20 protein-coding genes and 2 pseudogenes are annotated in these 22,604 nt (G+C 49.1%); 4 read left to right on the plus strand and 18 right to left on the minus strand.

Annotation, left to right across the window (positions count from 1 at the left end; all coding sequences use genetic code 11):
- Nucleotides 1-32: 32 nt before the first annotated feature.
- The 13 genes from traM to A3GK_RS0102700 all read right to left on the minus strand — a co-directional run bounded on the left by traM (nt 33) and on the right by A3GK_RS0102700 (nt 10,374).
- Entirely contained in the window at nt 33-1,385 is a 1,353-nt protein-coding gene (gene traM, locus A3GK_RS0102640; RefSeq protein ID WP_004291521.1) for a conjugative transposon protein TraM, read from the minus strand.
- A complete protein-coding gene (locus A3GK_RS11595; RefSeq protein ID WP_018697145.1) occupies nt 1,366-1,653 on the minus strand; it encodes a TraL conjugative transposon family protein in 288 nt (95 codons plus the stop codon). Before A3GK_RS11595 ends, traM begins: the two co-directional genes overlap by 20 nt.
- A 27-nt stretch (nt 1,654-1,680) precedes the next feature.
- A complete protein-coding gene (gene traK / locus A3GK_RS0102650) occupies nt 1,681-2,304 on the minus strand; it encodes a conjugative transposon protein TraK (protein WP_004291519.1) in 624 nt (207 codons plus the stop codon).
- Nucleotides 2,305-2,335: 31 nt separating this feature from the next.
- Complete coding sequence (gene traJ / locus A3GK_RS0102655; RefSeq protein ID WP_004291518.1) at nt 2,336-3,340, minus strand: conjugative transposon protein TraJ; 1,005 nt, start codon at nt 3,338-3,340, stop codon at nt 2,336-2,338.
- A 3-nt stretch (nt 3,341-3,343) separates the two neighbouring features.
- On the minus strand, nt 3,344-3,973 hold the full coding sequence (locus A3GK_RS0102660) for a DUF4141 domain-containing protein (protein ID WP_004304283.1): 630 nt from the start codon (nt 3,971-3,973) through the stop codon (nt 3,344-3,346).
- A 23-nt stretch (nt 3,974-3,996) separates the two neighbouring features.
- Nucleotides 3,997-4,377, minus strand: coding sequence for a DUF3876 domain-containing protein (locus tag A3GK_RS0102665; RefSeq protein WP_004291516.1), 381 nt, complete (start codon nt 4,375-4,377; stop codon nt 3,997-3,999).
- 40 nt (nt 4,378-4,417) lie between these two features.
- Nucleotides 4,418-6,922, minus strand: a complete 2,505-nt coding sequence (locus tag A3GK_RS0102670; RefSeq protein ID WP_004291515.1) for a TraG family conjugative transposon ATPase — start codon at nt 6,920-6,922, stop codon at nt 4,418-4,420.
- A complete protein-coding gene (locus A3GK_RS0102675; protein WP_004291514.1) occupies nt 6,919-7,251 on the minus strand; it encodes a DUF4133 domain-containing protein in 333 nt (110 codons plus the stop codon). The genes A3GK_RS0102670 and A3GK_RS0102675 overlap by 4 nt, the downstream gene beginning before the upstream one ends.
- Nucleotides 7,252-7,261: 10 nt before the next feature.
- Complete coding sequence (locus A3GK_RS0102680) at nt 7,262-7,579, minus strand: DUF4134 domain-containing protein (protein ID WP_002560983.1); 318 nt, start codon at nt 7,577-7,579, stop codon at nt 7,262-7,264.
- 201 nt (nt 7,580-7,780) lie between these two features.
- A complete protein-coding gene (locus A3GK_RS0102685; protein ID WP_004304280.1) occupies nt 7,781-8,509 on the minus strand; it encodes a hypothetical protein in 729 nt (242 codons plus the stop codon).
- Between the two features lie 16 nt (nt 8,510-8,525).
- On the minus strand, nt 8,526-8,879 hold the full coding sequence (locus A3GK_RS0102690; RefSeq protein ID WP_004291505.1) for a DUF3408 domain-containing protein: 354 nt from the start codon (nt 8,877-8,879) through the stop codon (nt 8,526-8,528).
- A gap of 2 nt (nt 8,880-8,881) precedes the next feature.
- Nucleotides 8,882-9,322 (minus strand): DUF3408 domain-containing protein, encoded by a 441-nt coding sequence (locus A3GK_RS0102695; protein ID WP_004291503.1) that lies wholly within the window; start codon nt 9,320-9,322, stop codon nt 8,882-8,884.
- 2 nt (nt 9,323-9,324) lie between these two features.
- Complete coding sequence (locus A3GK_RS0102700; protein ID WP_081605305.1) at nt 9,325-10,374, minus strand: ParA family protein; 1,050 nt, start codon at nt 10,372-10,374, stop codon at nt 9,325-9,327.
- A gap of 421 nt (nt 10,375-10,795) precedes the next feature.
- On the opposite strand from A3GK_RS0102700, the gene mobA reads away from it, so the two are divergent.
- The 3 genes from mobA to mobC are packed head-to-tail and all read left to right on the plus strand — an operon-like array spanning nt 10,796 to nt 14,499.
- The gene (gene mobA / locus A3GK_RS0102705) at nt 10,796-11,224 is read left to right on the plus strand and encodes a conjugal transfer protein MobA (RefSeq protein ID WP_004291488.1); all 429 of its coding nucleotides are present in this window, start codon (nt 10,796-10,798) and stop codon (nt 11,222-11,224) included.
- A complete protein-coding gene (gene mobB, locus A3GK_RS0102710) occupies nt 11,203-12,450 on the plus strand; it encodes a conjugal transfer protein MobB (RefSeq protein WP_004291483.1) in 1,248 nt (415 codons plus the stop codon). Before mobA ends, mobB begins: the two co-directional genes overlap by 22 nt.
- Before the next feature lie 30 nt (nt 12,451-12,480).
- Nucleotides 12,481-14,499 carry a conjugal transfer protein MobC gene (gene mobC / locus A3GK_RS0102715; RefSeq protein ID WP_004291482.1) on the plus strand — a complete coding sequence of 673 codons (2,019 nt, stop codon included), beginning with the start codon at nt 12,481-12,483 and terminating at the stop codon, nt 14,497-14,499.
- A gap of 131 nt (nt 14,500-14,630) precedes the next feature.
- Here mobC and A3GK_RS0102720 read toward each other — a convergent pair whose 3' ends face one another.
- The gene (locus A3GK_RS0102720; protein ID WP_004291481.1) at nt 14,631-17,885 is read right to left on the minus strand and encodes a P-loop NTPase fold protein; all 3,255 of its coding nucleotides are present in this window, start codon (nt 17,883-17,885) and stop codon (nt 14,631-14,633) included.
- Between the two features lie 16 nt (nt 17,886-17,901).
- A pseudogene (locus A3GK_RS10310) lies at nt 17,902-18,531 on the minus strand (ATP-binding protein); the annotation flags it as partial.
- A 159-nt stretch (nt 18,532-18,690) separates the two neighbouring features.
- On the opposite strand from A3GK_RS10310, the gene tnpC reads away from it, so the two are divergent.
- On the plus strand, nt 18,691-20,259 hold the full coding sequence (gene tnpC, locus A3GK_RS10315; RefSeq protein ID WP_018027973.1) for an IS66 family transposase: 1,569 nt from the start codon (nt 18,691-18,693) through the stop codon (nt 20,257-20,259).
- A 98-nt stretch (nt 20,260-20,357) separates the two neighbouring features.
- On the opposite strand, the pseudogene A3GK_RS11190 reads toward tnpC, so the two are convergent.
- From A3GK_RS11190 to A3GK_RS0102740, 3 genes and pseudogenes are all read right to left on the minus strand, one after another.
- A pseudogene (locus A3GK_RS11190) lies at nt 20,358-20,873 on the minus strand (AAA family ATPase); the annotation flags it as partial.
- A 301-nt stretch (nt 20,874-21,174) separates the two neighbouring features.
- On the minus strand, nt 21,175-21,780 hold the full coding sequence (locus tag A3GK_RS0102735; RefSeq protein WP_004304269.1) for an RteC domain-containing protein: 606 nt from the start codon (nt 21,778-21,780) through the stop codon (nt 21,175-21,177).
- A 238-nt stretch (nt 21,781-22,018) separates the two neighbouring features.
- The gene (locus tag A3GK_RS0102740) at nt 22,019-22,441 is read right to left on the minus strand and encodes a dihydrofolate reductase family protein (protein WP_004291474.1); all 423 of its coding nucleotides are present in this window, start codon (nt 22,439-22,441) and stop codon (nt 22,019-22,021) included.
- Nucleotides 22,442-22,604: the final 163 nt, after the last annotated feature.

Genomic DNA, 22,604 nt, shown 5'->3' on the forward strand with positions numbered 1-22,604 from the left:
CTTTTGGATTTTAGTGGTAATTTTTATTGTTTTCAATATTTTTCTTGGTAAAGCATGACCCTGTACCCGGCTTTCAGATGCACCTTGACGGTTCGCATCTTTTTGGCGATGTACTGGCTCGTGCCTTGTATCAGCCCCTTGCCCAAGTCGGAGGCGAGCTGCGCCCCGGCATTGGTGGAGATGTTGATGCTGCTTCCCAGCGAGCCGCCCATGTTGGCGGCGACCTCCCGGACGGCGTTCATCTCCATCGAGTTCGGGATGAAGATGCCGGGCTGTCCGTCCGTGTCATAGACCGCAAGCTCCACGGGGATAATCGTGCCGTCGTATTCCAGCGAGGTAATCTCGATGTCGAGCCGCTCACCCTGTATCTTGCCCGTGCCGACCACCACCGCACCCCGGGGTATTGTCCTGCCTGCCACCGCCATAGGCTCCAGCAGGCGCAGCCTTACCGTCTGCCCGTCCGTCACGCTCTGCGCCCCATGCACGCACGCCGGTATGGTGTTCCTGTCCAATACCTCCGCCGTGCCGACAGCCGTGTTGAAACCCCGGTTGCGTTCCTGCGATAAGGCGGCGACAAACTCCGCGTTACTCATAGGCTGTGAGAGTGAAGAAACTACTTGATGCTCCACCTGTCTGATAGGCATTGCCTTGTTCTTCTTCCCTTTCTGCACGGTAGTTGGCTCTGCCCTCTGTTCCGCCGATGGCTGTCCTCCGTTCTGACCGCCCATGTACTTTGCCGCCAGCTCGTAGGACTTCTCCATAAGAGCCACCTGCTCGTCCATAGAGGAAGCCTTGCCCCTCTCGCTTTCCAGTTCCGACTCCAGCGATGCGATGCGCTCCAACAATTCGTCCATCTCCGCATTGTCGTTTTTCGGCTGGTCGTAGAAGTTTCCGAGCGTGGCGTTCAGGTCACGGTAGGCGGCTGCGGAGGACTGGATGGTCTGCGGCGTGGCTGGCTTTGCCCTTTCTTCCTTGCCGCCCGGATTGGCGAGGTCGAAGTCCACTCCGTTCTCCGTTCCCGCTATCTCGCGGTCGAACATGTCGCCCAGCTGCCCGATGGCACGGTTGCGGCTCTCCTGACGCTCTTCCATCTCCCCATGCTCGTAGGCTTTCAGCTTGTCGCCGATAATCTGCCGGTTCGCCTTGTCAGCGTCGGGCATCTCGGTGTTGTATCCGTCCGTTCCCGGCGGTTGCTCCTTGCCGGAGGACGGGGCGAATATCAGCCACATCGCCCCGATGAACACCAACACCATAGCGGGCAGCACGATCATCTTCTGCCGTTTCAGCCGTTGCGCCTCTGTCAGCGGTTCGCGCTCCTTTTTCGGTTTCCCCGTTTCGGGAGCAGCTTTGTTCTCTTTCGTCGGTTCATTCTTTGTCTGTTCCATATAAATAAGGTGTTAAGTGATTGCCTGTTTCCGCCGGGGTCGGCAGTTCCACCCGTCCGGCGTGTCCCGTTTCCATATGTGAGCCGTCGTTCCTGCCGATGTCATAGACGGCTCTGCCGAAGGTGTAAAGGGCAAGCACCGCGAAGGCGGCGAACATCCCCAGCACGATGCGGCGGCGTGTTTCCGGCGGCAAGCCGTCCAGATACCCTTTGAGACTTGCCGCCAAGCGTTTCCGTTTGTCGTGGAGTTTCCAATACATGCCCCACATTGATTTTCTGATACTTTTCATGTCCTGTTACCGTTTGATAGTCTGTAAATCCTTGTTCTCAATGATGGTGAAACCCTCGATGGTAAAACCGTTCGGGTTGTCATCCGACCGCGATGCGTTCAGCAGGCGGCAGGTGGTCACGAGGCTGCGCTCGGTGACGTTGCTCTGCCGGATGATTTTCTGTGTGGCGTAGGTCACGGCACGGTAGGGATAGGCGTTGAAGTCGCACACCACGCTGTCCACCTTCAGCACTTGGTTGATGTTCCCGGCGATGATGCGGTTGTAGTACCCCTTCTCCGCGAAGTCCGAATAATAGTGGTACACGCTCTTGTCCGCCAGCAGCAAGGCACGTTTCACGTTGTGTTCAATCGCGCTTTTTTCAGGTGATAGCGTGAAGAACATCTCGTGGAAACGGCGCACATGTTCCCGTGCCTCCGCCGGGCGGTTCTGCGACAAATCCTGAGACAAGGCGAGCATCAGGCTCTTGCCGTTGTCCAGCACATAGATTTTCTCCCGTTGCTTCTCTGCGAAACGGTAGGAGTTCCACACGCTCCACACCGTCACCACGGCGCACAGCGAGAGGAAGACGATACCGAACAGGCGTATCTGCCTGAACGACGATTCGATGTTTCTAAGTGATTTGAATTCCATTTATATTTTCCAATTTATGATTGCACATTGATTATTTCAGCAATTTGCCGACACGTCCGACTGCGTTTCCTGCGGCTGCACCCGCCACGCTGCCCGCCATGCTTCCGGCTCGTCCCGCCATCTGGTTCACGTTGCGACCGTAACCGCCCATGCCTCCGGCTTGGATAATCCAGCCCGCAACGGTGGGAATGGTAAAGTAGCCGATGATGCCGATGCAGAGGAATACGATATACACCCCGTCGCTCGAATCCAGCGAGAAGTTCGGGTCTGCCTGCATCCGCTCGATGTCGTTTTGCAGCATCAGAACCTGTATCTTCGCCAGTATGGTGCTGAACATGTCCGATACCGGTAGCCACAGATAGACCTGTATATAGCGGCATATCCACTGCGTGAGCGTGTTTTGGAAACCGTCCCATACCGACAGGGCGAAGGCTATCGGACCGAGAATCGCCAGCACCACGAGAAAGAAGGTGCGGACGGTGTCTATCACGAGGGCGGCGGCTTGGAACAGCAGTTCGAGTATCTCGCGGAAGAAGTCGCGGATGCTCTTCTTCATGTTGTACATTCCCCGGTCGATATACATTCCCGCCATCGTCACCATGTCGGAGGGCGACCAGCCGAGTTCCTCCAGTTGCTTGTCAAATTCCTCGTTGGACACGAGGTAGGCGGTTTCGGGGTTGCGTACCATCGCCTCGTATTCCAGTTTGTCCTTCTGCTCCCGGTATCGGTTCATGTCCAGCGTTTCCGCCTCCAGCATCTTTGCCGTGCCCTGTACGACGGGTGAGAGGATGCTGTTTATCGTGCCCAGCACCACAGTCGGGAAGAACATGATGCACAGACCGATGGCAAAAGGACGGAGCATCGGGAATACGTCTATCGGTTCAGCTCTCGCCAGCGACTGCCATACCCGGTAGGCGACGTAGAACAGCGCACCCAGCCCGGCGATGCCTTTCGCCACACCAGCCATGTCCCCACACAGCGGCATCATCTGCTCATAAAGTGAACGTAAAATCTGATGAAGGTTGTCGAACTTCATAGGCTACCAGTATCTTTCGTTCATGTTCCCGTACAGCCCCATGATGCGGTCGAGGTCGTTCTTCTTTTTCGCACGCAGGTAACTCACGGAGATGTTCTTGTTCGTGTAGTAGCTCACGAGGTTGCGGTAACGCTTCATCTTCGAGTGGCAGCGTTCCACCACGTCCATGCGCTCCTTGTCGGTCATGGAGAGCGTGGTGATGTTCACCACGTTCCTGAGTTCCGTCAACACTTCGTTGCTTTCCTCCAGCAGTTTCGTGTAGCCGAAAGCGATTGCGGAAAGCTCTTCGGGTCTGAAATTCCCGTCACGGAGCATCCGTTGGAAACTGTTCACATAGATGTCTGTGATGTCGCCCACCATCAGGATGGTCTGCTGCACCTTGCGGGCGTCCTTGACCAGATTGTTCACCGATTTGAGGGCATCGTAATACTTCTTGCCCTGCTGATAGATTTTCACCGTCTCCTGAAAGTTGCTCACCATGTTCGTGGCGGTCTTGGAGGTATGGATGATGTTTTTGGAGGCATTGATGATGCCCTGCGCTAGATTGCCCGGATCGCTTACGACCCACTGTGCGCTTGCCCTGCCCGCGAAAAGCAGGCACAGGCAGATAATCATTGTTATTCTTGTTCTCATGTTACTTTGGATTTTAGTGGTTGTTATTCTTCGGTCGGATGTCCCGGCTGCGGCTTCACCCGCACATAGTCCCCGTTTGGCGAGAAAGTCAGCACATCCGTGGCCTCGTTGTAGGACACGTCGATGCGGAAGCCGGTGTTCATGAACAGGTTGCCGTTCTCCTCCTGCAAGAGATAGGTTTCCGGCTTGAGCTTGCGGCGCAGACCGCTACGACGGAACACCGTCACTTTGTAGGCTTCGCCCTCCTTGTAGATAAGCACGTCAGGTTTTCCCTCCACGCTCTCCCAGTTCCCGCACAGCATGTCGCGGCGGTTGTCGGCCACGTCGCAGGATTGCAGCATCATGACCGCCAATCCGATAAGGCACTTGCTGACTTGCAGCATTTTCACTTTTGGTAAATTCATACGCGTTTTTCTTTTTTGGTTGATACATTCTGTTTTTTAGTTATTCCTTGTTTCTCCGCCTTTCGGCAAGCTGCCGGATGGCGGCTTCGATGTCGTCGCCCAGCTTCTCCGCCAGACGGTAAACCTCCACTTTTTCCGTTTCCTCGGTGGTGTACGCCAGATACTCTTCCGCGCTGACCTCCGTGGCATAGACCGCCGACTGCGTGCCGCCCAAGCCTATCCACACCTCCTTGTAGAGCCGTGAAGGGTTGTTCGCCATGTTGATGGAGAGTATCTGCGACTTCTCCTTTTCCGTCAGTCCGAGCAACGCCTGTATCTGGTCGAACTTGTTCATATATTTCCTTTGGTCAAGCAGGATTTTACAATCCGAGTTGTTGATAATGCTCTCTTTGACCACCGGAGAACTGATAATGTCGTCCACCTCCTGCGTCACCACGATTGCCTCGCCGTAATATTTTCTGACCGTCTTATACATATAGCGCAGATATTCAGCCATGTTCGCCGATGAGAGGGCCTTCCAAGCCTCTTCCACGATAAGCTGTTTCCGCACGCCTTTCAGCCGCCGCATCTTGTTGATGAAGGCTTCCATGATGATGATGGTCACGACGGGGAACAGTTCGCGGTTTTCTTTAATCGAATCTATCTCGAAGACGATGAACCGCTTGCCGAGCAGGTCGATGTTCTCCGTGGAGTTGAGCAGGAAATCGTAACGCCCGCCCCGGTAATACTGCCGCATGGTGGTGAGCATGTTGTCGATGTTGAAGTCGGACTTCTCCACCTTGATGTCACGCTGTGCCAGTTCCTTGCGGTAGTCGTCACGCATATACTCGTAGAAGGTGTTGAACGACGGCACGATGCTACGGTCGGATTGGATGCGCTCAATATAGGCACTCACGGCACTGCCCAGCTCGCCGCTCTCCGTCTTTGTCACCTTGTCGTCCTCCGACTTCCAGAGCGTCAGCAACAGGGTCTTGATGCTGTCCTTCTTCTCCACGTCGAAGATGTAATCGTCGGTGTAGAACGGGTTGAAGCTGATGGGCTTATCTTCCGTGTAGGTGAAATACACACCGTCCGCTCCGCCTGTCTTGCGTCGGATCATGCCGCACAAGCCCTGATAGGAGTTTCCCGTGTCCACCAATACCACATGTGCGCCTTGCTCATAATATTGGCGCACGAGGTGGTTCATGAAGAAAGACTTGCCGCTGCCCGAAGGACCCAGCACGAACTTGTTGCGGTTGGTCGTGATACCTCGCTTCATGGGCAGGTCGGAGATGTCAAGGTGCAGCGGTTTTCCCGTGAGCCTGTCCACCATCTTGATGCCGAAGGGCGAGAGCGAGCTGCGGTAGTTGGTTTCCTCTGTGAACAGGCACACCGCCTGTTCGATGAAGGTGTGGAAACTCTCTTCCGCCGGGAAGTCCGCCGCATTGCCGGGTATCGCCGCCCAGTAGAGTGTCGGGCAGTCGATGGTGTTGTGGCGCGGCACGCATTCCATGCTTGCCAACTGGCTGCCCACGTCGTTCTTGATATGCTTCAGTTCCTCCGCATCGTCGCTCCACGCCATGACGTTGAAGTGTGCCCGTACCGAGGTCAGTCCGTAGGAATGGGCTTCGTTCAGGTATTGGTCTATCCACTCGCGGTTGATGCTGTTGCTCCTTGAATAGCGAGATAGCGACTGCATGTTACGGGCGGACTTCTCGAACTTCTGCAAGGTTTCCTCACTGTTGTCTATCAGCACATACTGGTTGTAGATATGGTTGCAGGAGAGCAGAAGCCCCACCGGGGAGGCGAATGACAGTCGGCAGTCACTCCGGTCGGTGGAGAGCTTCTCGTAACGGGTGTCGGTAGCCACCTTGCCCGGCAGGTCTTCCGCGTCGGAGAGGGTGTGCAGACACAGGCGGTTGTCGCCGATGCGCATCTCCCTTGCCGAAAGCTCGATGTCCTGCAAGGTGGTGTCACCTTCCGGCATGAGCGAGAAGTAGCGTTCAATAAGTCCCGTCTTTCCCTCAGTACCCACAATCTCATCGGTGGAGAGGCGGCGCAGCCTGACAAGCCCGCTGTCGTTCATGATGCGCTCGAACTGTTCGCAGGCTTCCAAGAACTTGGTCGTGGTTTCCCTGTCCAGCTCCTTCGGGATGATATGTCCCCGGCACAGCGTGCTGAAATTGCTCTGCATCCGGTTACGCTCCTTTGTTGTCTTGGTCAGGTAGAGGTAGCAGGTGTGTTTCAGGTACGGACGCTCGTTGAAGTGACGCTCGAAAGAGCGGCTTAAAAAGCTCATGTCGTCCTTCTGAAGCTCCGGTTTGTAGCGTTCCTTGATGAACCAGTCCTGTTTGTGGACGACGGAGTAGTCCGGCAGCACCTTGATAGCCTTGCACCAGCAACTGTGTATCGCCTCGTACTCCGCACCCGTCACGGTGTAAAGTTCCGGTAGTTCCACCTCGAAAGCCACCGTGATGTCGGCGTCCTTTGAGATGATGCAGCCATGCTCCACCGCTAAAAGTGGGAACCTGTTTTCCAGTGTTGTCATTTTCGATGTATTCCTCATTGTCTTTCTTCCTTTCGTTGTCGTTTGAACAGACGGGTTATCCGCCGCCGGTTGATAAGGTATCGGGGATGGCTCCGTGCCGCTCCTAATTTCATCAGCCCGTGTTCACCGTACCGGGCGTTCAGCGCGAAGGTCTGCCATACAAGGAGGGAGGACGATGCCGCGCCGAAGCCGATACATATCCACTGGTCGATACCGACCATGTAGAGGATGACGAACAGGACGAAGAGAGCCAGCAGACCTCCGCAGAAGATGAAGAGGTACTGTGCCTTCAAGCCCTTGAACTCTACCGGACGGCCGATACCCTTGTTGATTGGGTATTCAGCCATACATTATTTATTAAAGGAAGAATGAGCGCAGGATGGTGGCGGCAACAATCAGGAAGATGCACGCGCCGAACCACGAGGCGGCTGTCTTGCTGGTGTCGGGGTCGCCCGATGAAAACTTGCCGTACACTTTTACGCCCCCGATAAGCCCGACGACTGCACCGATGGCGTATATCAGTTTAGTTCCGGGGTCGAAATAAGAACTCACCATAGAGGTGGCTTCGTTGATGCCCGCGATGCCGTTTCCCTGCGCGAAAGCGGAGGCGGTTGCGGCGATGACAAGTGCCGCGGAGAGGATTGCTTTTCTGTTTTTCAAGATGTTCTTGTTCATAAACTGTTCTTGTTTTTTGCCGTCAAAAGGGTGGATGGTCCTTTGTCGGGCGGTTGATACTTTGTTTCTTTACTTTGGTTTTAGTGGATGCCCGTTTGTTTCCACGGACGTGGGCGTGTCCGTTGCGGATGGGGATGCGCCTTGCGTTTCCTCGCCGCGTGGGTTGATGTCATTCTTTCATGTTCATTTCTTTTATTGTTGTCATACATAGTTGCGAATGTCGAACTCCTCGATGTTGTCCGGCACGACGAACTCCTTTTCAGATTTCTTCAGCCGAATCTCGATAAGCCCCTTGATGCGGATGCCTATCTCCGAAGAGCCTTCCATCATTTTCTCGTACAACTCCGTGCCCTCCATGTCGGTGAACACCTTAGCCGCCTTTTCACGTTCCGCCTGTGTCGCGTCCGGGTTTTTGGCGGTCTTGCAGGCGTCGTCAATCTCGTCAAAGCTGCTGCCCGAAGCCCGTGGCGTGTCCGAGGCGTCCTCTTCCGGTTCGTCGTCCCCGTATCCCAGTTCCTCCGGCGGTATGCTCGTGAAGGTCTCATCGAGTTTTTCCTCCGGGACTTGTGCCGGGCGGGATGCGTTTCCCGTTTTTCCGTCGTCAAAAGTAGCCTCTTCCTCCGACAGCTCAATGCCTTTTTCAATAGTGGCGGCTTCTTGCGTCGGTATGGCAGCGGTTGTCCGGGTGGATGCCATCCTGAAACGGCTCTTGCCGATGATGTCCGCCTTTTCCGCAGGGACTTCCTCGTGTGCCGCTATGCGTTTAGCCTCATTCCCGTCCAGTGACCGCCATAATCCGACAATGCCCTTGAAGAAGCGGACAATCCGCGTGTCCATGATGCGCTCGTAAAGGAGCAGGAACAGGAACCAGAGGTTGCAGCCGACCGATACCGCCAGCAGAATGTCTGTCATGCTGATTGTGTAATTCATATCCTTCCGTTTTTGGTTAGAATACTGAATTGTAATTTCGGGCATAAAGGCTCTTTATCGCATCTTCGCACTGGTTGAAGTGGTGCGTCAGCACATGGTCGATGTAAGCGGACAGCGTAAGCCGGTCATGCCCGATTACACGGGTGATACGCATGATACGCTCGTGGTACTCCGGGCGCACATACGCCATCTTCCCCTCACGTGCCTTTACTTCCGGGTCGCGGATGAACAGGCGTTCATAGTCCTTCTCACTGCATTTGCCGCTTACCGGGACAGGCGACAGTATTTCCACACTCGCCTGCACTTGGGTAAACATACCTCCGCAGTCTTGCTGTGGTCTTTTTTCATTCGGTGTCATTTCTTTTTCCATTTTCAAATCAGATCTTCACGTTGTTTCTTGTACAGTTCGTTGATTCTCTCCTTGTGCTGTTCCAGATGCTGGCGCAGCACGGTATCCACATATCCGCCTACTGAGATTTCCCCTCCGGCGATGTCGTTCACGATTCTGAGGATCTTGCCGTGGACGTCACGGCTGATATAGACACATTGGCGGGTCTTTATCTCGTTGCGGCGCAGGAATAGCTCGTTGTAGTCCTCGTCCTGCCTTTTCCGGCGTCCACTTTCCCTCTGCGCTTTTTCCCGTGTTACGGGTTGCACAGGAGATGGTTCCGGTGCGGCGGTGTCCTCTTCGGTCGGTGCAGCTGCGGGTACTTCCTGTGCGGGGCGCAGTGTCCCGTCCTGTGTGCGCCGCCCGATGGAGGCTAACAGCAGTTCCTCGTCGATGCCTTCCGTGTTCACTTTCCTGCTGCCCATGCTCACTGCGGTCTGATGATGTCGCTTATCTCTTCGTAAAACTCCCGGATGCCACTCCCTTTCAGCAGTGCCGTGTCCATCGGGAAGATGGTGGAGCGGAAAACGCTCTTGCGCTCTTCCGAAAGGTCACGGCGGAACTTCTTGCTGTCGGGCAAGCGGGTGGAAAGTACCGGAAAGCCCATTTCGGCTATCACTTCCTCGTAGATGCCGTACAAGTCGTTCCTCTCCCTGCCGTCCACCATCGTCCAGAACAGATGCAGCCCCTTTGTTTTCGCCTGTCCGGTAGTCATCAGCCTGTCGCGGAACATCGTGACGAATTTCAGGGTACTCTCCACGACAAAGCGGTCGGCACTCAGCGGAGTGAAAATGTAGTCCATCTGCGAGAGCGTCTTTATCACGCCGTTGCTTCGGAGTGTGCCGGGCATGTCGAAGAACACCACGTCGGGTTTCACGTCCTCAGTGGCAATCATCCTCTCGGCATCGTCGAGGGCGTTCACCGCATTGCTTTTGACGATGGTGTAGGCGTTCTTTTTGATCCGGCGGAAATGGTCGCAAGCGAGAGCCTTGAAGTAGGTGCTGCTGTCGATAAGCCCCATTTCGTGTTCGCGCAGCCCGTGGATGCTGTGCTGCGGGTCGTCGCAGTCCACGACGGCGACATTGTAGCCTTTCACGTTGTGCAGGTAGCTGGCGGCAAGTGCCGTGACAGTGGATTTGCCGATGCCACCTTTCTGTGTTGCGAATGCAACGAAGATTTCCTTACTCATAGTTCCATTTATTTTAATTGTTGATGATTTGTTTTTCTGTTTCCATACGGATTTGGCTGTCGCACCATCCGCTTCCGTGACTACACACGCAGGCGGGTCGTCGCGTATCCGGTTCTGTGGTGAAGCGGTGCGTCGGACAAATGGTGATTGACGACATTGCGTCATGAAGTCATTGAATCCATACGTCACCGAATTGTCGGAGAACCGGGTTTCCGACGGTTCGGGTATCCGTTTCGGCAAGTATCCGAAGAAGCGGATTTCCGGGTATTTGAATGTTCCGTTTATCATATCTTCAAATCGTTCGTTTCTTGAATCATGCTGCAAATAAACAAGTATATTTTGGAACCTGTATCACTTCTCCGGCAAGTGGCGGCACGTTGCGCCGGTTGGCAGTCATTGACCGGGTCAAGCATCTGTCCGATACCGCTTTAAGGGCGTAACTTTGCACCCGGACAGCAGGGTTCGCCGATGACGCGCGGCCCGGAGTCCTGAAAGGTATTTTCCCAATCCGTCCCCTGACGGATTTTTATGTTCACCTGAACATAGCAAGATGTCTTTTCAGCCGCTCAAAATATTTTGAGCAGCCACGAAAAGCACTTGCCCTTGCAGGGGGCGGGCTTTCCCTCCGAAGTCGGGAAGCCTTTCAGAACTGCGGTGCTGTAATCCGAAGCGGCGGCTTATGCCGTCAATCCGCTAAATCCAAAGTAATATGAAAGAGAAAAGGAAAAGCAAATCAGGGAGAAATCCCAAACTTGATCCGGCGGTGTACCGGTACACCGTCCGTTTCAACGAGGAGGAACACAACCGTTTCCTCGCCATGTTCGGAAAATCGGGTGTCTATGCACGGTCTGTTTTCCTCAAAGCGCACTTCTTCGGGCAACCGTTCAAGGTGCTGAAGGTGGACAAGACGTTGGTGGACTATTACACCAAACTGTCGGATTTTCATGCACAATTCCGTGCCGTGGGTACGAATTACAACCAAGTCGTGAAGGAACTGAGGCTGCATTTTTCAGAGAAAAAGGCGATGGCGTTGCTCTACAAATTAGAGCAACACACCGTCGAACTCGTGAAACTGAGCCGCCGGATTGTGGAACTTTCAAGGGAAATGGAGGCAAAATGGTCGCAAAAATCAGTGTAGGAAGTTCGTTGTACGGCGCGATTGCCTACAACGGGGAGAAGATTAACGAGGCGCAGGGGCGGCTTCTCACCACCAACCGCATCTACAATGACGGTTCGGGAACGGTGGACATAGGCAAGGCGATGGAGGGTTTTCTCACCTTCCTGCCACCGCAGATGAAGATCGAGAAGCCGGTGGTGCATATCTCTCTCAACCCGCACCCGGAGGATGTGCTGACCGATATTGAGTTGCAGAATATCGCCCGCGAGTATCTGGAAAAACTCGGTTTCGGAAACCAGCCTTATCTTGTATTCAAGCACGAGGACATCGACCGCCACCACCTGCACATCGTGACGGTCAACGTGGACGAGAACGGGAAAAGGCTCAACCGGGATTTTCTCTACCGCCGCAGCGACCGTATCCGCAGGGAACTGGAACAGAAGTACGGATTGCATCCGGCAGAACGTAAAAATCAGAGATTGGATAATCCGTTGCGCAAGGTGGCCGCATCGGCAGGTGATGTGAAGAAGCAGGTAGGCAACACCGTGAAGGCTCTGAATGGGCAGTACCGTTTCCAGACGATGGGCGAATACCGTGCGCTCCTTTCCTTATATAATATGACGGTGGAGGAAGCGAGGGGCAACGTGCGCGGACGGGAGTATCACGGGCTGGTCTATTCCGTCACGGACGACAAGGGTAACAAGGTGGGCAACCCGTTCAAATCCTCGCTTTTCGGGAAGTCCGCAGGCTATGAAGCCGTACAGAAGAAGTTTGTCCGTTCCAAATCGGAAATCAAGGATAGGAAACTGGCAGACATGACGAAACGCACCGTCCTTTCCGTGCTGCAAGGCACTTATGACAAGGACAAATTTGTATCCCAACTCAAAGAGAAGGGCATCGACACCGTACTGCGCTACACAGAGGAAGGGCGCATCTATGGGGCTACCTTCATCGACCACCGCACGGGATGCGTGCTGAACGGTTCGCGCATGGGTAAGGAGCTTTCGGCGAATGCCTTGCAGGAACACTTCACCCTGCCATACGCCGGACAACCGCCGATACCGCTATCCATCCCTGTGGATGCTGCGGACAAGGCACACGGGCAGACCGCCTACGACAGTGAAGATATATCGGGCGGTATGGGCTTGCTCACTCCCGAAGGTCCGGCGGTAGATGCCGAGGAAGAGGCTTTCATCCGGGCGATGAAGCGCAAAAAGAAGAAAAAACGCAAGGGCTTGGGTATGTAATCAGAGTATCAACAATTAAAAAATCAATGTATGTCACAACAAGAAGACGATTTGAGGGCATTGGCGAAAATCATGGATTTTCTGCGTGCCGTGAGTATCATTTTAGTGGTCATGAACGTGTACTGGTTCTGCTACGAAGCCATCCGGCTGTGGGGCGTGAACATCGGCGTGGTGGACAAAATCCTTCTGAACTTCGACCGCACGGCGGGGCTGTTCCATTCCATTCTCTACACGAAGCTGTTTTCCGTCCTTTTGCTTGCCTTGTCCTGTCTGGGTACGAAGGGTGTCAAGGGTGAGAAAATCACTTGGGGGAGAATCTGGACAGCATTTGCCGTCGGGTTCGTGCTGTTTTTCCTGAACTGGTGGTTGCTGCCCCTGCCGCTGCCGCTTGAAGCGGTGACGGGACTGTATGTCCTTACCATTGGAACGGGCTATGTCTGCCTGTTGATGGGTGGTCTGTGGATGAGCCGCCTGTTGAAACACAATTTGATGGAGGATGTTTTCAACAACGAGAACGAGAGTTTCATGCAGGAAACGAGGCTTATCGAAAGCGAGTATTCGGTCAATCTGCCGACACGTTTCTATTACAGGAAACGCTGGAACAACGGTTGGATCAATGTAGTTAATCCCTTCCGTGCGTCCATCGTGTTGGGTACGCCGGGCAGCGGCAAGTCCTATGCCGTGGTAAACAATTTTATCAAGCAACAGATTGAAAAGGGCTTTAGTCAATACATCTACGATTTCAAGTATCCCGACCTATCTACTATTGCCTACAACCATTTGCTGAACCACCCGGACGGCTACAAGGTAAAGCCGAAGTTCTATGTGATCAACTTCGACGACCCGCGACGCTCTCATCGGTGCAATCCCATTCACCCGGATTTTATGGAAGATATTACGGATGCCTATGAGAGTGCCTACACAATAATGCTCAACCTCAATAAAACGTGGGTGCAAAAGCAGGGCGACTTCTTCGTGGAGTCACCTATCATTCTGTTTGCCAGTATTATCTGGTATCTCAAAATCTATCAGAACGGGAAGTTTTGCACGTTTCCCCATGCTATCGAGTTTCTGAACCGCCGTTACGAGGATATATTTCCGATACTGACCTCTTATCCGGAGCTGGAGAACTACCTTTCGCCGTTCATGGATGCGTGGCTTGGAGGGGCTGCGGAGCAGCTCATGGGTCAGATAGCGTCGGCAAAAATCCCGCTTTCGAGGATGATTTCACCGCAGCTCTACTGGGTGATGTCAGACAGCGAGTTTACGCTGGACATCAACAATCCCGAAGAGCCGAAAATCCTCTGCGTGGGTAACAATCCCGACCGTCAGAATATCTACGGTGCGGCACTCGGTCTGTATAATTCCCGTATCGTGAAGCTCATCAACAAGAAGGGGATGCTGAAGTCATCGGTCATCATCGACGAGTTGCCCACAATATACTTCAAAGGGTTGGACAATCTTATAGCTACCGCCCGAAGCAACAAGGTTGCCGTGTGTCTGGGCTTTCAGGATTTCAGCCAGTTAGTGCGTGACTACGGGGACAAAGAGGCGAAAGTGGTGATGAACACTGTCGGCAATATTTTCTCCGGTCAGGTGGTGGGGGAAACAGCCAAGACGCTCTCCGAGCGGTTCGGTAAGGTGTTGCAGAAACGGCAGTCCATCTCCATCAACCGGCAGGATGTTTCCACCTCCATCAACACGCAGATGGACGCGCTCATTCCACCGAGTAAGATTTCCGGGCTTACGCAGGGAATGTTTGTCGGTTCTGTATCCGACAACTTCAACGAGCGTATCGAGCAGAAGATTTTTCATTGCGAGATTGTGGTGGATGCCGAAAAGGTGAAACGGGAAGAAAGTGCCTACAAGAAAATTCCCGTCATTACAAACTTCACGGACGAGGACGGCAACGACCGCATGAAGGAAACGGTGCAGGCGAACTACCGGCGCATCAAGGAAGAGGTGAAGCAGATTGTGCAGGAGGAACTGGAGCGTATCAAAAACGATCCGGTGCTGTGTAAACTGCTACCAGATAATGAGACTGTCTAACAAGTCCCCAAAATTGAAAATTATCCCTATCGAAGTTTGAAGTGACCCCCAAAAGTTGGATACAATTTTTTTGGGGGGCACTTCAGTTCTGACGGGTAAAATCGTAAAATTCGGACTTGTTAGACAAATACTTACGCGGTTTCAACCTCAGGTACTGAATCTATCGAATTGACAAATTTAACCAATTGCGGATCTGAATCTTTTTGTATGAGGTTTCGGAGACTCTTTTTCAATTCATAAGCATCATCCCCTGCTGTATTTATTAAATCCATATAAAAATCTTTGTTTTGCAGAATCAATGAACGGCATGCCCCATCGGAAATTACAGGTTTCACTATTTTATCAATAACGTCTCCAGCTTGACTTTTCAAATTACCATGCGATCTAAGCCATGTTTCGAAAAATTGAAACTTTATTGCATTGATAGTCTTTTTACCGATGCAGAAATCATTTCTTATATCGGTAACTGTCGATTTAATTTTTCGTTTATCCAATCTTTCAACTATATTCTTGAAACAATTAGGGAAAGGATTCAAACTTTGAGTTCCAGAAGCAATATCCATCAGAATCTTTTTGCCAAATTCAGTCAAGTTATCTGGCAAGGATTTGATTTTAGCCAGTAAATGTTTTATTGCGACAAACCAATAATATGATGTATGTGCTGTTCTTTGGGCGTATAATGTATCAACACTTATTTCAGACAACGCTTCGAACGCTATTTTATTGATATGATCGGTCAGGACATTGCTTATTTTAGTGGTCAAATCGTAAAAAGATGCGTCAGGAATTACATCTTTAATATTGTTCTTAGTGATATACTTATCCAAATCGGTATTCCACTCTGCTAAATGCTCGATAAATACCTCATCCGTTACACCTATTCTGTTCTTAATATCTTCAAATTGGGGCAATATGTCTGAGAGCAATAATTTATAGCCAAGTTTATGATTTACCATGTATTGTAGTGTTTCATTTAATAGCGGTATATTCCATCCCACACTATTTACTAATAAGTCTCCATGATCCACATAATAGTCCATGAGTTCTGCAACATATTTTATATCTCCACCCTCTATTAAGGAAACGGAATGACCATGTGCCAATTGCATGGCGACTAAATCGTAATATCCAGACTCTTTAATGTTTCGGCCATCAGTTTCTAATTCAGAATGCAACTGATTTATGTAGGTTGAATCTAACGTTACAGGTAAAGGTCTTTCTTCGTCAGATGCCAATAAACGATAGGTTGTAAATATAGCCCCTATATTATCTTTATTTACATTCTGTTCATCAATGCAATTCGTGATCGCTTGCAAAAGCGTTGGAAACGTATAGGTAGAATTATCTTTTAACGTTTTTACAATATCTGCATGGTCGAAATTATCGGGTAGTAAGTTTGCCAAATAATTATCGAGCGCCTCCGAATTTGTTGCTACTTGATAATATTTATATGCTTTAGTTGTCGCGTTATCCCGATAGGCAGCATCTGTTGCATTTGCAGCTTGAATATAATCGATAAATGTATTTGGCTTGACTGTTTTTGCTTCAATCAATGACGTAAAATCGCACGCCAACTTATTTTGCGCAATAAACCTGTCTATTGCATCTAACGTTTTGAAATAGTCGCCGCCATTGAAGTCATTGAACCGAACTATCTTCTTATATAATTGAGCAATCACATGGTTTTGGCTTTCCGTGTCTAAATGCAACAGCAGTTCTTGGTATTCGACAGGGAACACCTGCTTCTCTATGGATTCTTTTAATTTCAATTGTGCTATTCTTTGCCATACACGCAGAATAACATCGCTCTTTCGAGTTAATTTATGCAAACAATGTATAATCTTATCGATAAGCGCATTGTCCATACATTGTATAACTTCTTCTAATACAGTGTCAAATTGTTTATTAGTCTCTGCATATTGATTTATGTCGTGGTCTTCTTCTCCGTTGATGCAGCCTTCAATATATTTTTTCAATGGAATTTGTCGAGCATCTTCAACATCGACACCATATACCAAAGCTGCAATTTCGCGTTGTGTTTGCAGATCATTGTTAATTATTGTTTGAATGCCATTCAGATAGTCGCCGGACAATATTTGTTCTACTGGATTTGCCAGAATATCCGTCTTCTTCAAACAGAACAATGCTATGTTTATCATCAAAATTTCGTTACACCACTCTTGTTTAAGAGCGACCATCTCATTGATATATGATATAATTTCCCTAACATTGGCATTAGGATTTACCAATCTGAATATCCGATTTATAGTTTCTTTCGCTTCATTTTCTGTTTCTCCAAATGCTTCAACAAACAGTTTGTTGAATATACTTCGATAGTCGGTAATAACAGGAGGAGCAACACGATAAACAATAGGGAAAGTTTTATTGATAAAATACTTGGTCAGTTGTTTCGTTTGTTCGTCGGTCTCATCTCCGAATGCACAAGCTAAATGTGTTTCATCGAAAGGAATAACAGCCCAAACATTTTCAAAACCGCTATCGGCGAAGAACGTATGGATAGAAGACCATAATTCTTTTACTTTTTCAGCGGGGAGACGATCCATGTTGTCAAAAACAAGGACTAATTTACGTTGTCCTTTTTCCTTGATAAAATCAGAAATGTCTTGCATCCATGTTTTGAACTCGTAAACCGTTGGTTCGTCTTCGCTCAAAGTCTCATAGCAAACGTCCTTTTCGACTTTATCTTGATAAATAGCTAACATATAACTCCATCCATATTTATGATCTTTGCTATATGCCCATTTCCAAACGCACAATGCAATAAGAACTGGCAGTGCAGCTATGATAATAGACAATAAAGAAAACCACCATGTTGTGGGTGTAGGTTTTACTGCATACGCAATAAATGTAAATATCGGAGTTAAAACTGCAACCAAAAATGCCGCAACCATACCATTACTGATAAGGGGATATTTTTCGGTTACGGTCTCCGTTTTACGGGCTAATAAATATTTCAGCTTTTCAGACCATGATACGGTTTTCGTACCTCCACCTTTGACTTTTATTGTTGCATTTCCAGATAGGATACCATCATCAATAAGTTTGCTTGTAAGCAATTCCAATATAGAGCGGCGTTGCAAGTCCTCTTGATGTCCCCATGCGTCATACTCAAAAAAGTAATAGTCGTCTGATAATTCACGTTCCAACATTTTAACCACGTTGGATTTTCCAGATCCCCAAATACCTTCGATGCCGATAATTCGAGGTAAAGTACATTCCTCATCCAATGAATCATTCTGACAAAAATGGCGAGCAATAGTTTTTGCCAACCTTTCTTGCGAACCTCCATCGAATTTGTCAATACCACACGGTTTATTTTGGATAAACCGCGGATATTGCTGTTTGGATTGTAGTTTTGTTTCCATATACGTAATTTATTGATTATACGAACTCCAAATAATTCTCCCGATTTACCACATGAAACTCGGCATAGGGATAGGCTTCTTGGAAGGCTTTCGGTGCGGCCGGCATTTTATTTCCCCACTTGAACTCCAAGGCGGTAAGACTGTCGGCACTCTCCTCAATCAGGTCGATTTCCTGTTTGTCGTAGGTGCGCCAGAAATAGAACTCCCTGTGCAGTCCCTCATTGAAGTTCGCTTTGCGCCGCTCTCCGATGATGTAGTTCTCCCACAGCGCACCGACATCCTGCCGAATGGCCAGCGGTGAGAAAGCCCCGATAATGGCATTGCGAATGCCGTTGTCGTAGAAGTACCACTTGCCAGCTTTTGTAACCTCCTTGCGTAGGTTACGCGAATAAGCCCCCAGACGATAGATAACGAAGACCTTTTCCAATAGGTCGAGGTATTTTTCAACGGTCGTCTTGCTCATGCCGAGTTGTTTACCTAACTCTTCGTAAGAAACTTCGCTGCCCAACTGAAAAGCTATCAATCGCAGTAGATCGCGCATCTTGCTCGAATTTTTTAAGCCGTCAATTGCTAAGATATCTTTAAGCAGGTATGCACCGACAATATCACGTAGGTAGTCTGTTTTACGTTCATAGTTCGTAACTACTCAGGTAGGTATGCCGTACTCATATTATGACGAAACAATAGCAGCTTAACGTTCAATTATCACTTCGCATTTGACGCTCATAAAAGCTATTGAATATCAAGAAAATAAACATTATTTTACTTGCATATTTGTTGTTTTTTTTTTACCTTTGTAGGTGAAATGAAGGCAAAGAAATCAGCAAATAGCAAAGTTCCCAGCAGGGCGTTACATGCCAAGAGTCGCAAGGATTCTTGTACAAACAACGTACACCCTGACGTAATTCTTGACGCTGATGAAGCATTGCGATATATTCTTGGAAGACTAACAAAACTCGAAGATGAAGTAGCTCCGATAAAGATTGAGAATAAGGAGTTGAAAAAGCGTAATGGATACCTTGAGTCGCAACACAGACAAGATCTTGCAAAAATCAAGAAACAGAATGCGGAAATCTGCACACTAAAGGCTCGTCTCGACAAATTGGAGAAACCAAAGAAAGATAGCCACAACAGCAACACACCTCCGTCTAAGGAAGATATTGCAGCCTCCGAGGAGAGGAAGCGTACAAAGTCATTGCGTGAGCCATCTGGCAAGAAGTCAGGAGGTCAGCCAGGACATAAGGGAAGTACTTTGCAAAGGGAAGAGAGATCTGATTTTTATGTAGAGGTACCATTGGACAACTGCCCGGACTGCGGTGAAGATTTGTCAAATGTTTCGGGTATTCAGAAGATGACTCGCCAGATGATAGATATAAACTTCCCGGCTCCAGTCATAACCCAGTACTCCATATTGGAGAAGGTTTGCCCTAATTGTGGGCATACTGTATGCAGCGAGTTTCCGGAAGGTGTAAACGGAGACGTATTCTACGGCCCGAATGTACAGGCCCTGGTTGTATATCTTTGTGAAGAGCACGCTGTATCATACCAGCGTATCAAAAGGCTCATGAATGATATGTTCCATATAGACATGAGTGAGGGTACGATCAACAATATAGTGCAAAGGATGACCAAGCGGGCAAGAGCACTTTACGAGAGAATCAAGTCAAAGATAGGCAAGTCTCCAGTAGCTGGCGCAGATGAGACGGGTATAGACATTGCGGGAGTCTTGCATTGGCTGTGGGTATGGCAGACAGAGACTGCGTCTTTTTTCAAAGCACATGCAAAACGTGGTCACAAAGCAATAGATGATACATTTGACAAGGGACTCCCAGATACAGTACTTGTAACGGACAGGCACGGAGCTTACTTCAGCATGAATGTCAAGACCCACCAGATTTGCCTCGTACATCTCCAGCGTAATCTCGTTTATCTGACAGAGTTGCAACCTGAAAACCAATGGCCCAAGGACATGCTCAATCTCATAACAGACGCAATGAAGCAACGCAGAGAAAAAGCATGGGACGAAATAGACCGTGAAGGGTTGAAAAAACGACTGGACGAACTACTTGACGGACCTCTTGGAACTGAAGACAAGGAGTTTACTGGTATGCAGAAGGGATTGTCTGGTAAAAAGGACTATATCTTCACTTTCCTTGACAACCCTGATGTCCCATATGACAATAATGCAAGTGAACGGGCAGTTAGACCGGCAAAGACGAAGCAGAAAGTCGCAGGACTTTTCCGTACGTTCCTTGGAGCCGAAGCGTATGCAGTAATACACTCCGTCATTGATACTGCCAAAAAGCAAGATCTTTCTCCGTTCCGTGAGTTGCAATTAATAGCACAGCTCAAACCGAGCATGCTGACATTATAAACAGCTTCATATTTTGTAAAAAAACGATTTACTCTCGTTGGTTGCAACGAGGGAAGTTGTGCATGGGGGAGTACGACAAACCTACCTGAGTAGTTACCATAGTTCTCCATCATTACTACTTCGGGATAGGAACCGTAAATCAAGCGCGCTTCGAGGTTCTGGCGGGTTTCAAGTGCCGTTTCCGTCTGTGCGATTTCCCGTTGCGAGAATGGTGTAAGGAGAAATTGCGTACTGCGGCCGACCAACGGTTCACCAGTCTTATTCAGCAAATCGAATGACGAAGAACCACTTGCCAAGACACTTATTCCCGGTATTTCATCAACTATCAACTTCAGAATACTACCGATTTGTGGTATGTTCTGTGCCTCATCAATAGCCAGCAAATCAATACCATCCAATAAATGCCGATAATTGGCTATTGAGCGATTCTCCAATAGTGCTAATGTGTCGTAGTCTTCGCCGTTGAGCATCATCGTCCTACCTGAATAGTTGTCCACAATTTTACGCATCATTACCGTTTTACCAACACGGCGAGCACCAAAAATCAGTACTGCTTTATTGGGCGCGATTCGTGCTGTAATCTTCTCTTGAAGTATTCTATTTACTGTTTCCATACCTTATAAAATATAATGCAAAGATAATCATATTTTTTTAATTGGCGAATTTTACAAAAAAAACGGGCTATTAAATGGCGATTTTTACAACCACAATCTTATGGAAGTTGTTTCATTGTTTTTAGTAATGATATATGTTCATACTATGATGACTCAATAATTTACCAGACATACGTTTCTGAAATTTGTCCTTATAGGAATGAAAAACTCACATATATTGTGCTAATTAATATATAATTAAATGAAAATAAAAAGACAGGATACGAGTATTCCTGTCTTCTCATATGTAATGGATATTTTTTTATTTTCTCATCCGCTCCAACTCCTCATCACGCAACATTCTCTCGTTCAGTTTTTCCTGCATCCTGTCAATGAAATAGGTGCGGCTTTCGTTCTTCCGGCGTTTGATATCAGTGTAGAAGCGGTAGCAGTCTTTAGAATCAACCCCGAATATCTTATAGAGAAGTGGGGCGAGCTGTTTGAGCGGCATATTGCCGTTGTTGATGCAGCCCATCACGTCTATGCCGTAGATAAGTTCCACGAGGTCGATGGCATTGCCCGTCCATTGAAGAAGGCTGGCGGTGGTTTCTGTTGCGTTGTTGGCGGATATTAGTGGTGGCACTTGGGGCGTGGCAAGGAATTTCTGCATCTTTCTTACGAAAGACAGAGCCTTGCTGACGTAGGCGGCAATCTCTCTTTTTTCTTCTGACAGATTACGTACGGGATGGTGCTGCAACTCGATTTCGATGTAGGCAAGCGCGATGACGGTAAGGTTCATGTCCATGCCGCCGTTGCACAGTTCGATCACTTGGGTGGCGAAAGCCGTGTATGCCGTTTCCATATTGCAGTCGCCGGCTTCGTTTATCAGGCGGAAAAAGTCGGTTTCCGCCAGCAAGAAATAATTCATGGTTCTGTCAATTTTGAAAATTACACTTTGTTTTCTGCGTGCGCACATGAATATAATTGGCAAAAAACGCGGCAGAAAATAAAAAATCCAACACTCAATTTTACAAAGTGCTGGATTTCAGAGGTATAAAATTCAGTATTTTTTCACAAGGACAAATTATCTCCGACTTAAATTGTTTGTAATCGGAACATTTATTCTATTCCTGAAAATAGAAATGTATGCTTGCCGCACATTTTGGCTATCTTGCTTTTTTATCAAGGATATAGATAATGCGACATACACCGTTGGGATAGCTTTTCAAAGAGGAAAGCGTCCAGTGTTGCTCTGGCAGAGCCGACTTAAAAAAATGTCGTCCGCTTCCGGATATGAAAGGAACGGTGTATAGTATGATTTCATCCACAGCGTGCATCCGCAGCAGTCCGTTTATATAGTCTGCCGTGTCCGGTGTGGCTTCCGCGAGGTAACGGATGTTTGTGCAGTCTTTTCTCCATTCGTGCAGCATTGAAATGGAATAGTCCGGTGTCACACGGTAAAAGGCTTTCTTCCTGATTTCATCAAGACCGCAACGGTCAAGGCACAAATCCTGATGTGCTTTATCATATAACTCTGAAGAAAGACATCCGTCCATCGTCAGTACGGCGAGAATCTGAACTTTACCCATAATCGTTTCCTTTCGTTAGGCAAGGGTAAAAAAGTAGCGTGCAATTCACACTACCTTCAAGCGATGGCTCTGGTAAAGCCTTTACGGAGAGTACGTGAATGCACGCTATGCGTAAGCATAGCATAAGCATCACGCAATCGTCTCCGTAGTTCCAATTTACCAG

The organism is Porphyromonas somerae DSM 23386 (assembly GCF_000372405.1).
Taxonomy (GTDB): Bacteria; Bacteroidota; Bacteroidia; order Bacteroidales; family Porphyromonadaceae; genus Porphyromonas_A; species Porphyromonas_A somerae.

Excerpts from the sequence above, each read along its gene's own strand:
- A3GK_RS0102660 (WP_004304283.1), bottom strand. The coding sequence starts at position 3,973 with ATGAGAACAAGAATAACAATGATTATCTGCCTGTGCCTGCTTTTCGCG.
- A3GK_RS0102700 (WP_081605305.1), bottom strand. The coding sequence starts at position 10,374 with ATGATAAACGGAACATTCAAATACCCGGAAATCCGCTTCTTCGGATAC.
- A3GK_RS0102720 (WP_004291481.1), bottom strand. The coding sequence starts at position 17,885 with ATGGAAACAAAACTACAATCCAAACAGCAATATCCGCGGTTTATCCAA.
- mobC (WP_004291482.1), top strand. The coding sequence starts at position 12,481 with ATGTCACAACAAGAAGACGATTTGAGGGCATTGGCGAAAATCATGGAT.
- A3GK_RS0102675 (WP_004291514.1), bottom strand. The coding sequence starts at position 7,251 with ATGGCTGAATACCCAATCAACAAGGGTATCGGCCGTCCGGTAGAGTTC.
- traK (WP_004291519.1), bottom strand. The coding sequence starts at position 2,304 with ATGGAATTCAAATCACTTAGAAACATCGAATCGTCGTTCAGGCAGATA.
- A3GK_RS0102685 (WP_004304280.1), bottom strand. The coding sequence starts at position 8,509 with ATGAATTACACAATCAGCATGACAGACATTCTGCTGGCGGTATCGGTC.
- A3GK_RS0102740 (WP_004291474.1), bottom strand. The coding sequence starts at position 22,441 with ATGGGTAAAGTTCAGATTCTCGCCGTACTGACGATGGACGGATGTCTT.
- A3GK_RS0102665 (WP_004291516.1), bottom strand. The coding sequence starts at position 4,377 with ATGAATTTACCAAAAGTGAAAATGCTGCAAGTCAGCAAGTGCCTTATC.
- mobB (WP_004291483.1), top strand. The coding sequence starts at position 11,203 with ATGGTCGCAAAAATCAGTGTAGGAAGTTCGTTGTACGGCGCGATTGCC.
- A3GK_RS0102690 (WP_004291505.1), bottom strand. The coding sequence starts at position 8,879 with ATGGAAAAAGAAATGACACCGAATGAAAAAAGACCACAGCAAGACTGC.
- traJ (WP_004291518.1), bottom strand. The coding sequence starts at position 3,340 with ATGAAGTTCGACAACCTTCATCAGATTTTACGTTCACTTTATGAGCAG.
- A3GK_RS11595 (WP_018697145.1), bottom strand. The coding sequence starts at position 1,653 with ATGTGGGGCATGTATTGGAAACTCCACGACAAACGGAAACGCTTGGCG.
- traM (WP_004291521.1), bottom strand. The coding sequence starts at position 1,385 with ATGGAACAGACAAAGAATGAACCGACGAAAGAGAACAAAGCTGCTCCC.
- A3GK_RS0102735 (WP_004304269.1), bottom strand. The coding sequence starts at position 21,780 with ATGAATTATTTCTTGCTGGCGGAAACCGACTTTTTCCGCCTGATAAAC.
- A3GK_RS0102670 (WP_004291515.1), bottom strand. The coding sequence starts at position 6,922 with ATGAGGAATACATCGAAAATGACAACACTGGAAAACAGGTTCCCACTT.
- A3GK_RS0102680 (WP_002560983.1), bottom strand. The coding sequence starts at position 7,579 with ATGAACAAGAACATCTTGAAAAACAGAAAAGCAATCCTCTCCGCGGCA.
- mobA (WP_004291488.1), top strand. The coding sequence starts at position 10,796 with ATGAAAGAGAAAAGGAAAAGCAAATCAGGGAGAAATCCCAAACTTGAT.
- tnpC (WP_018027973.1), top strand. The coding sequence starts at position 18,691 with ATGAAGGCAAAGAAATCAGCAAATAGCAAAGTTCCCAGCAGGGCGTTA.
- A3GK_RS0102695 (WP_004291503.1), bottom strand. The coding sequence starts at position 9,322 with ATGGGCAGCAGGAAAGTGAACACGGAAGGCATCGACGAGGAACTGCTG.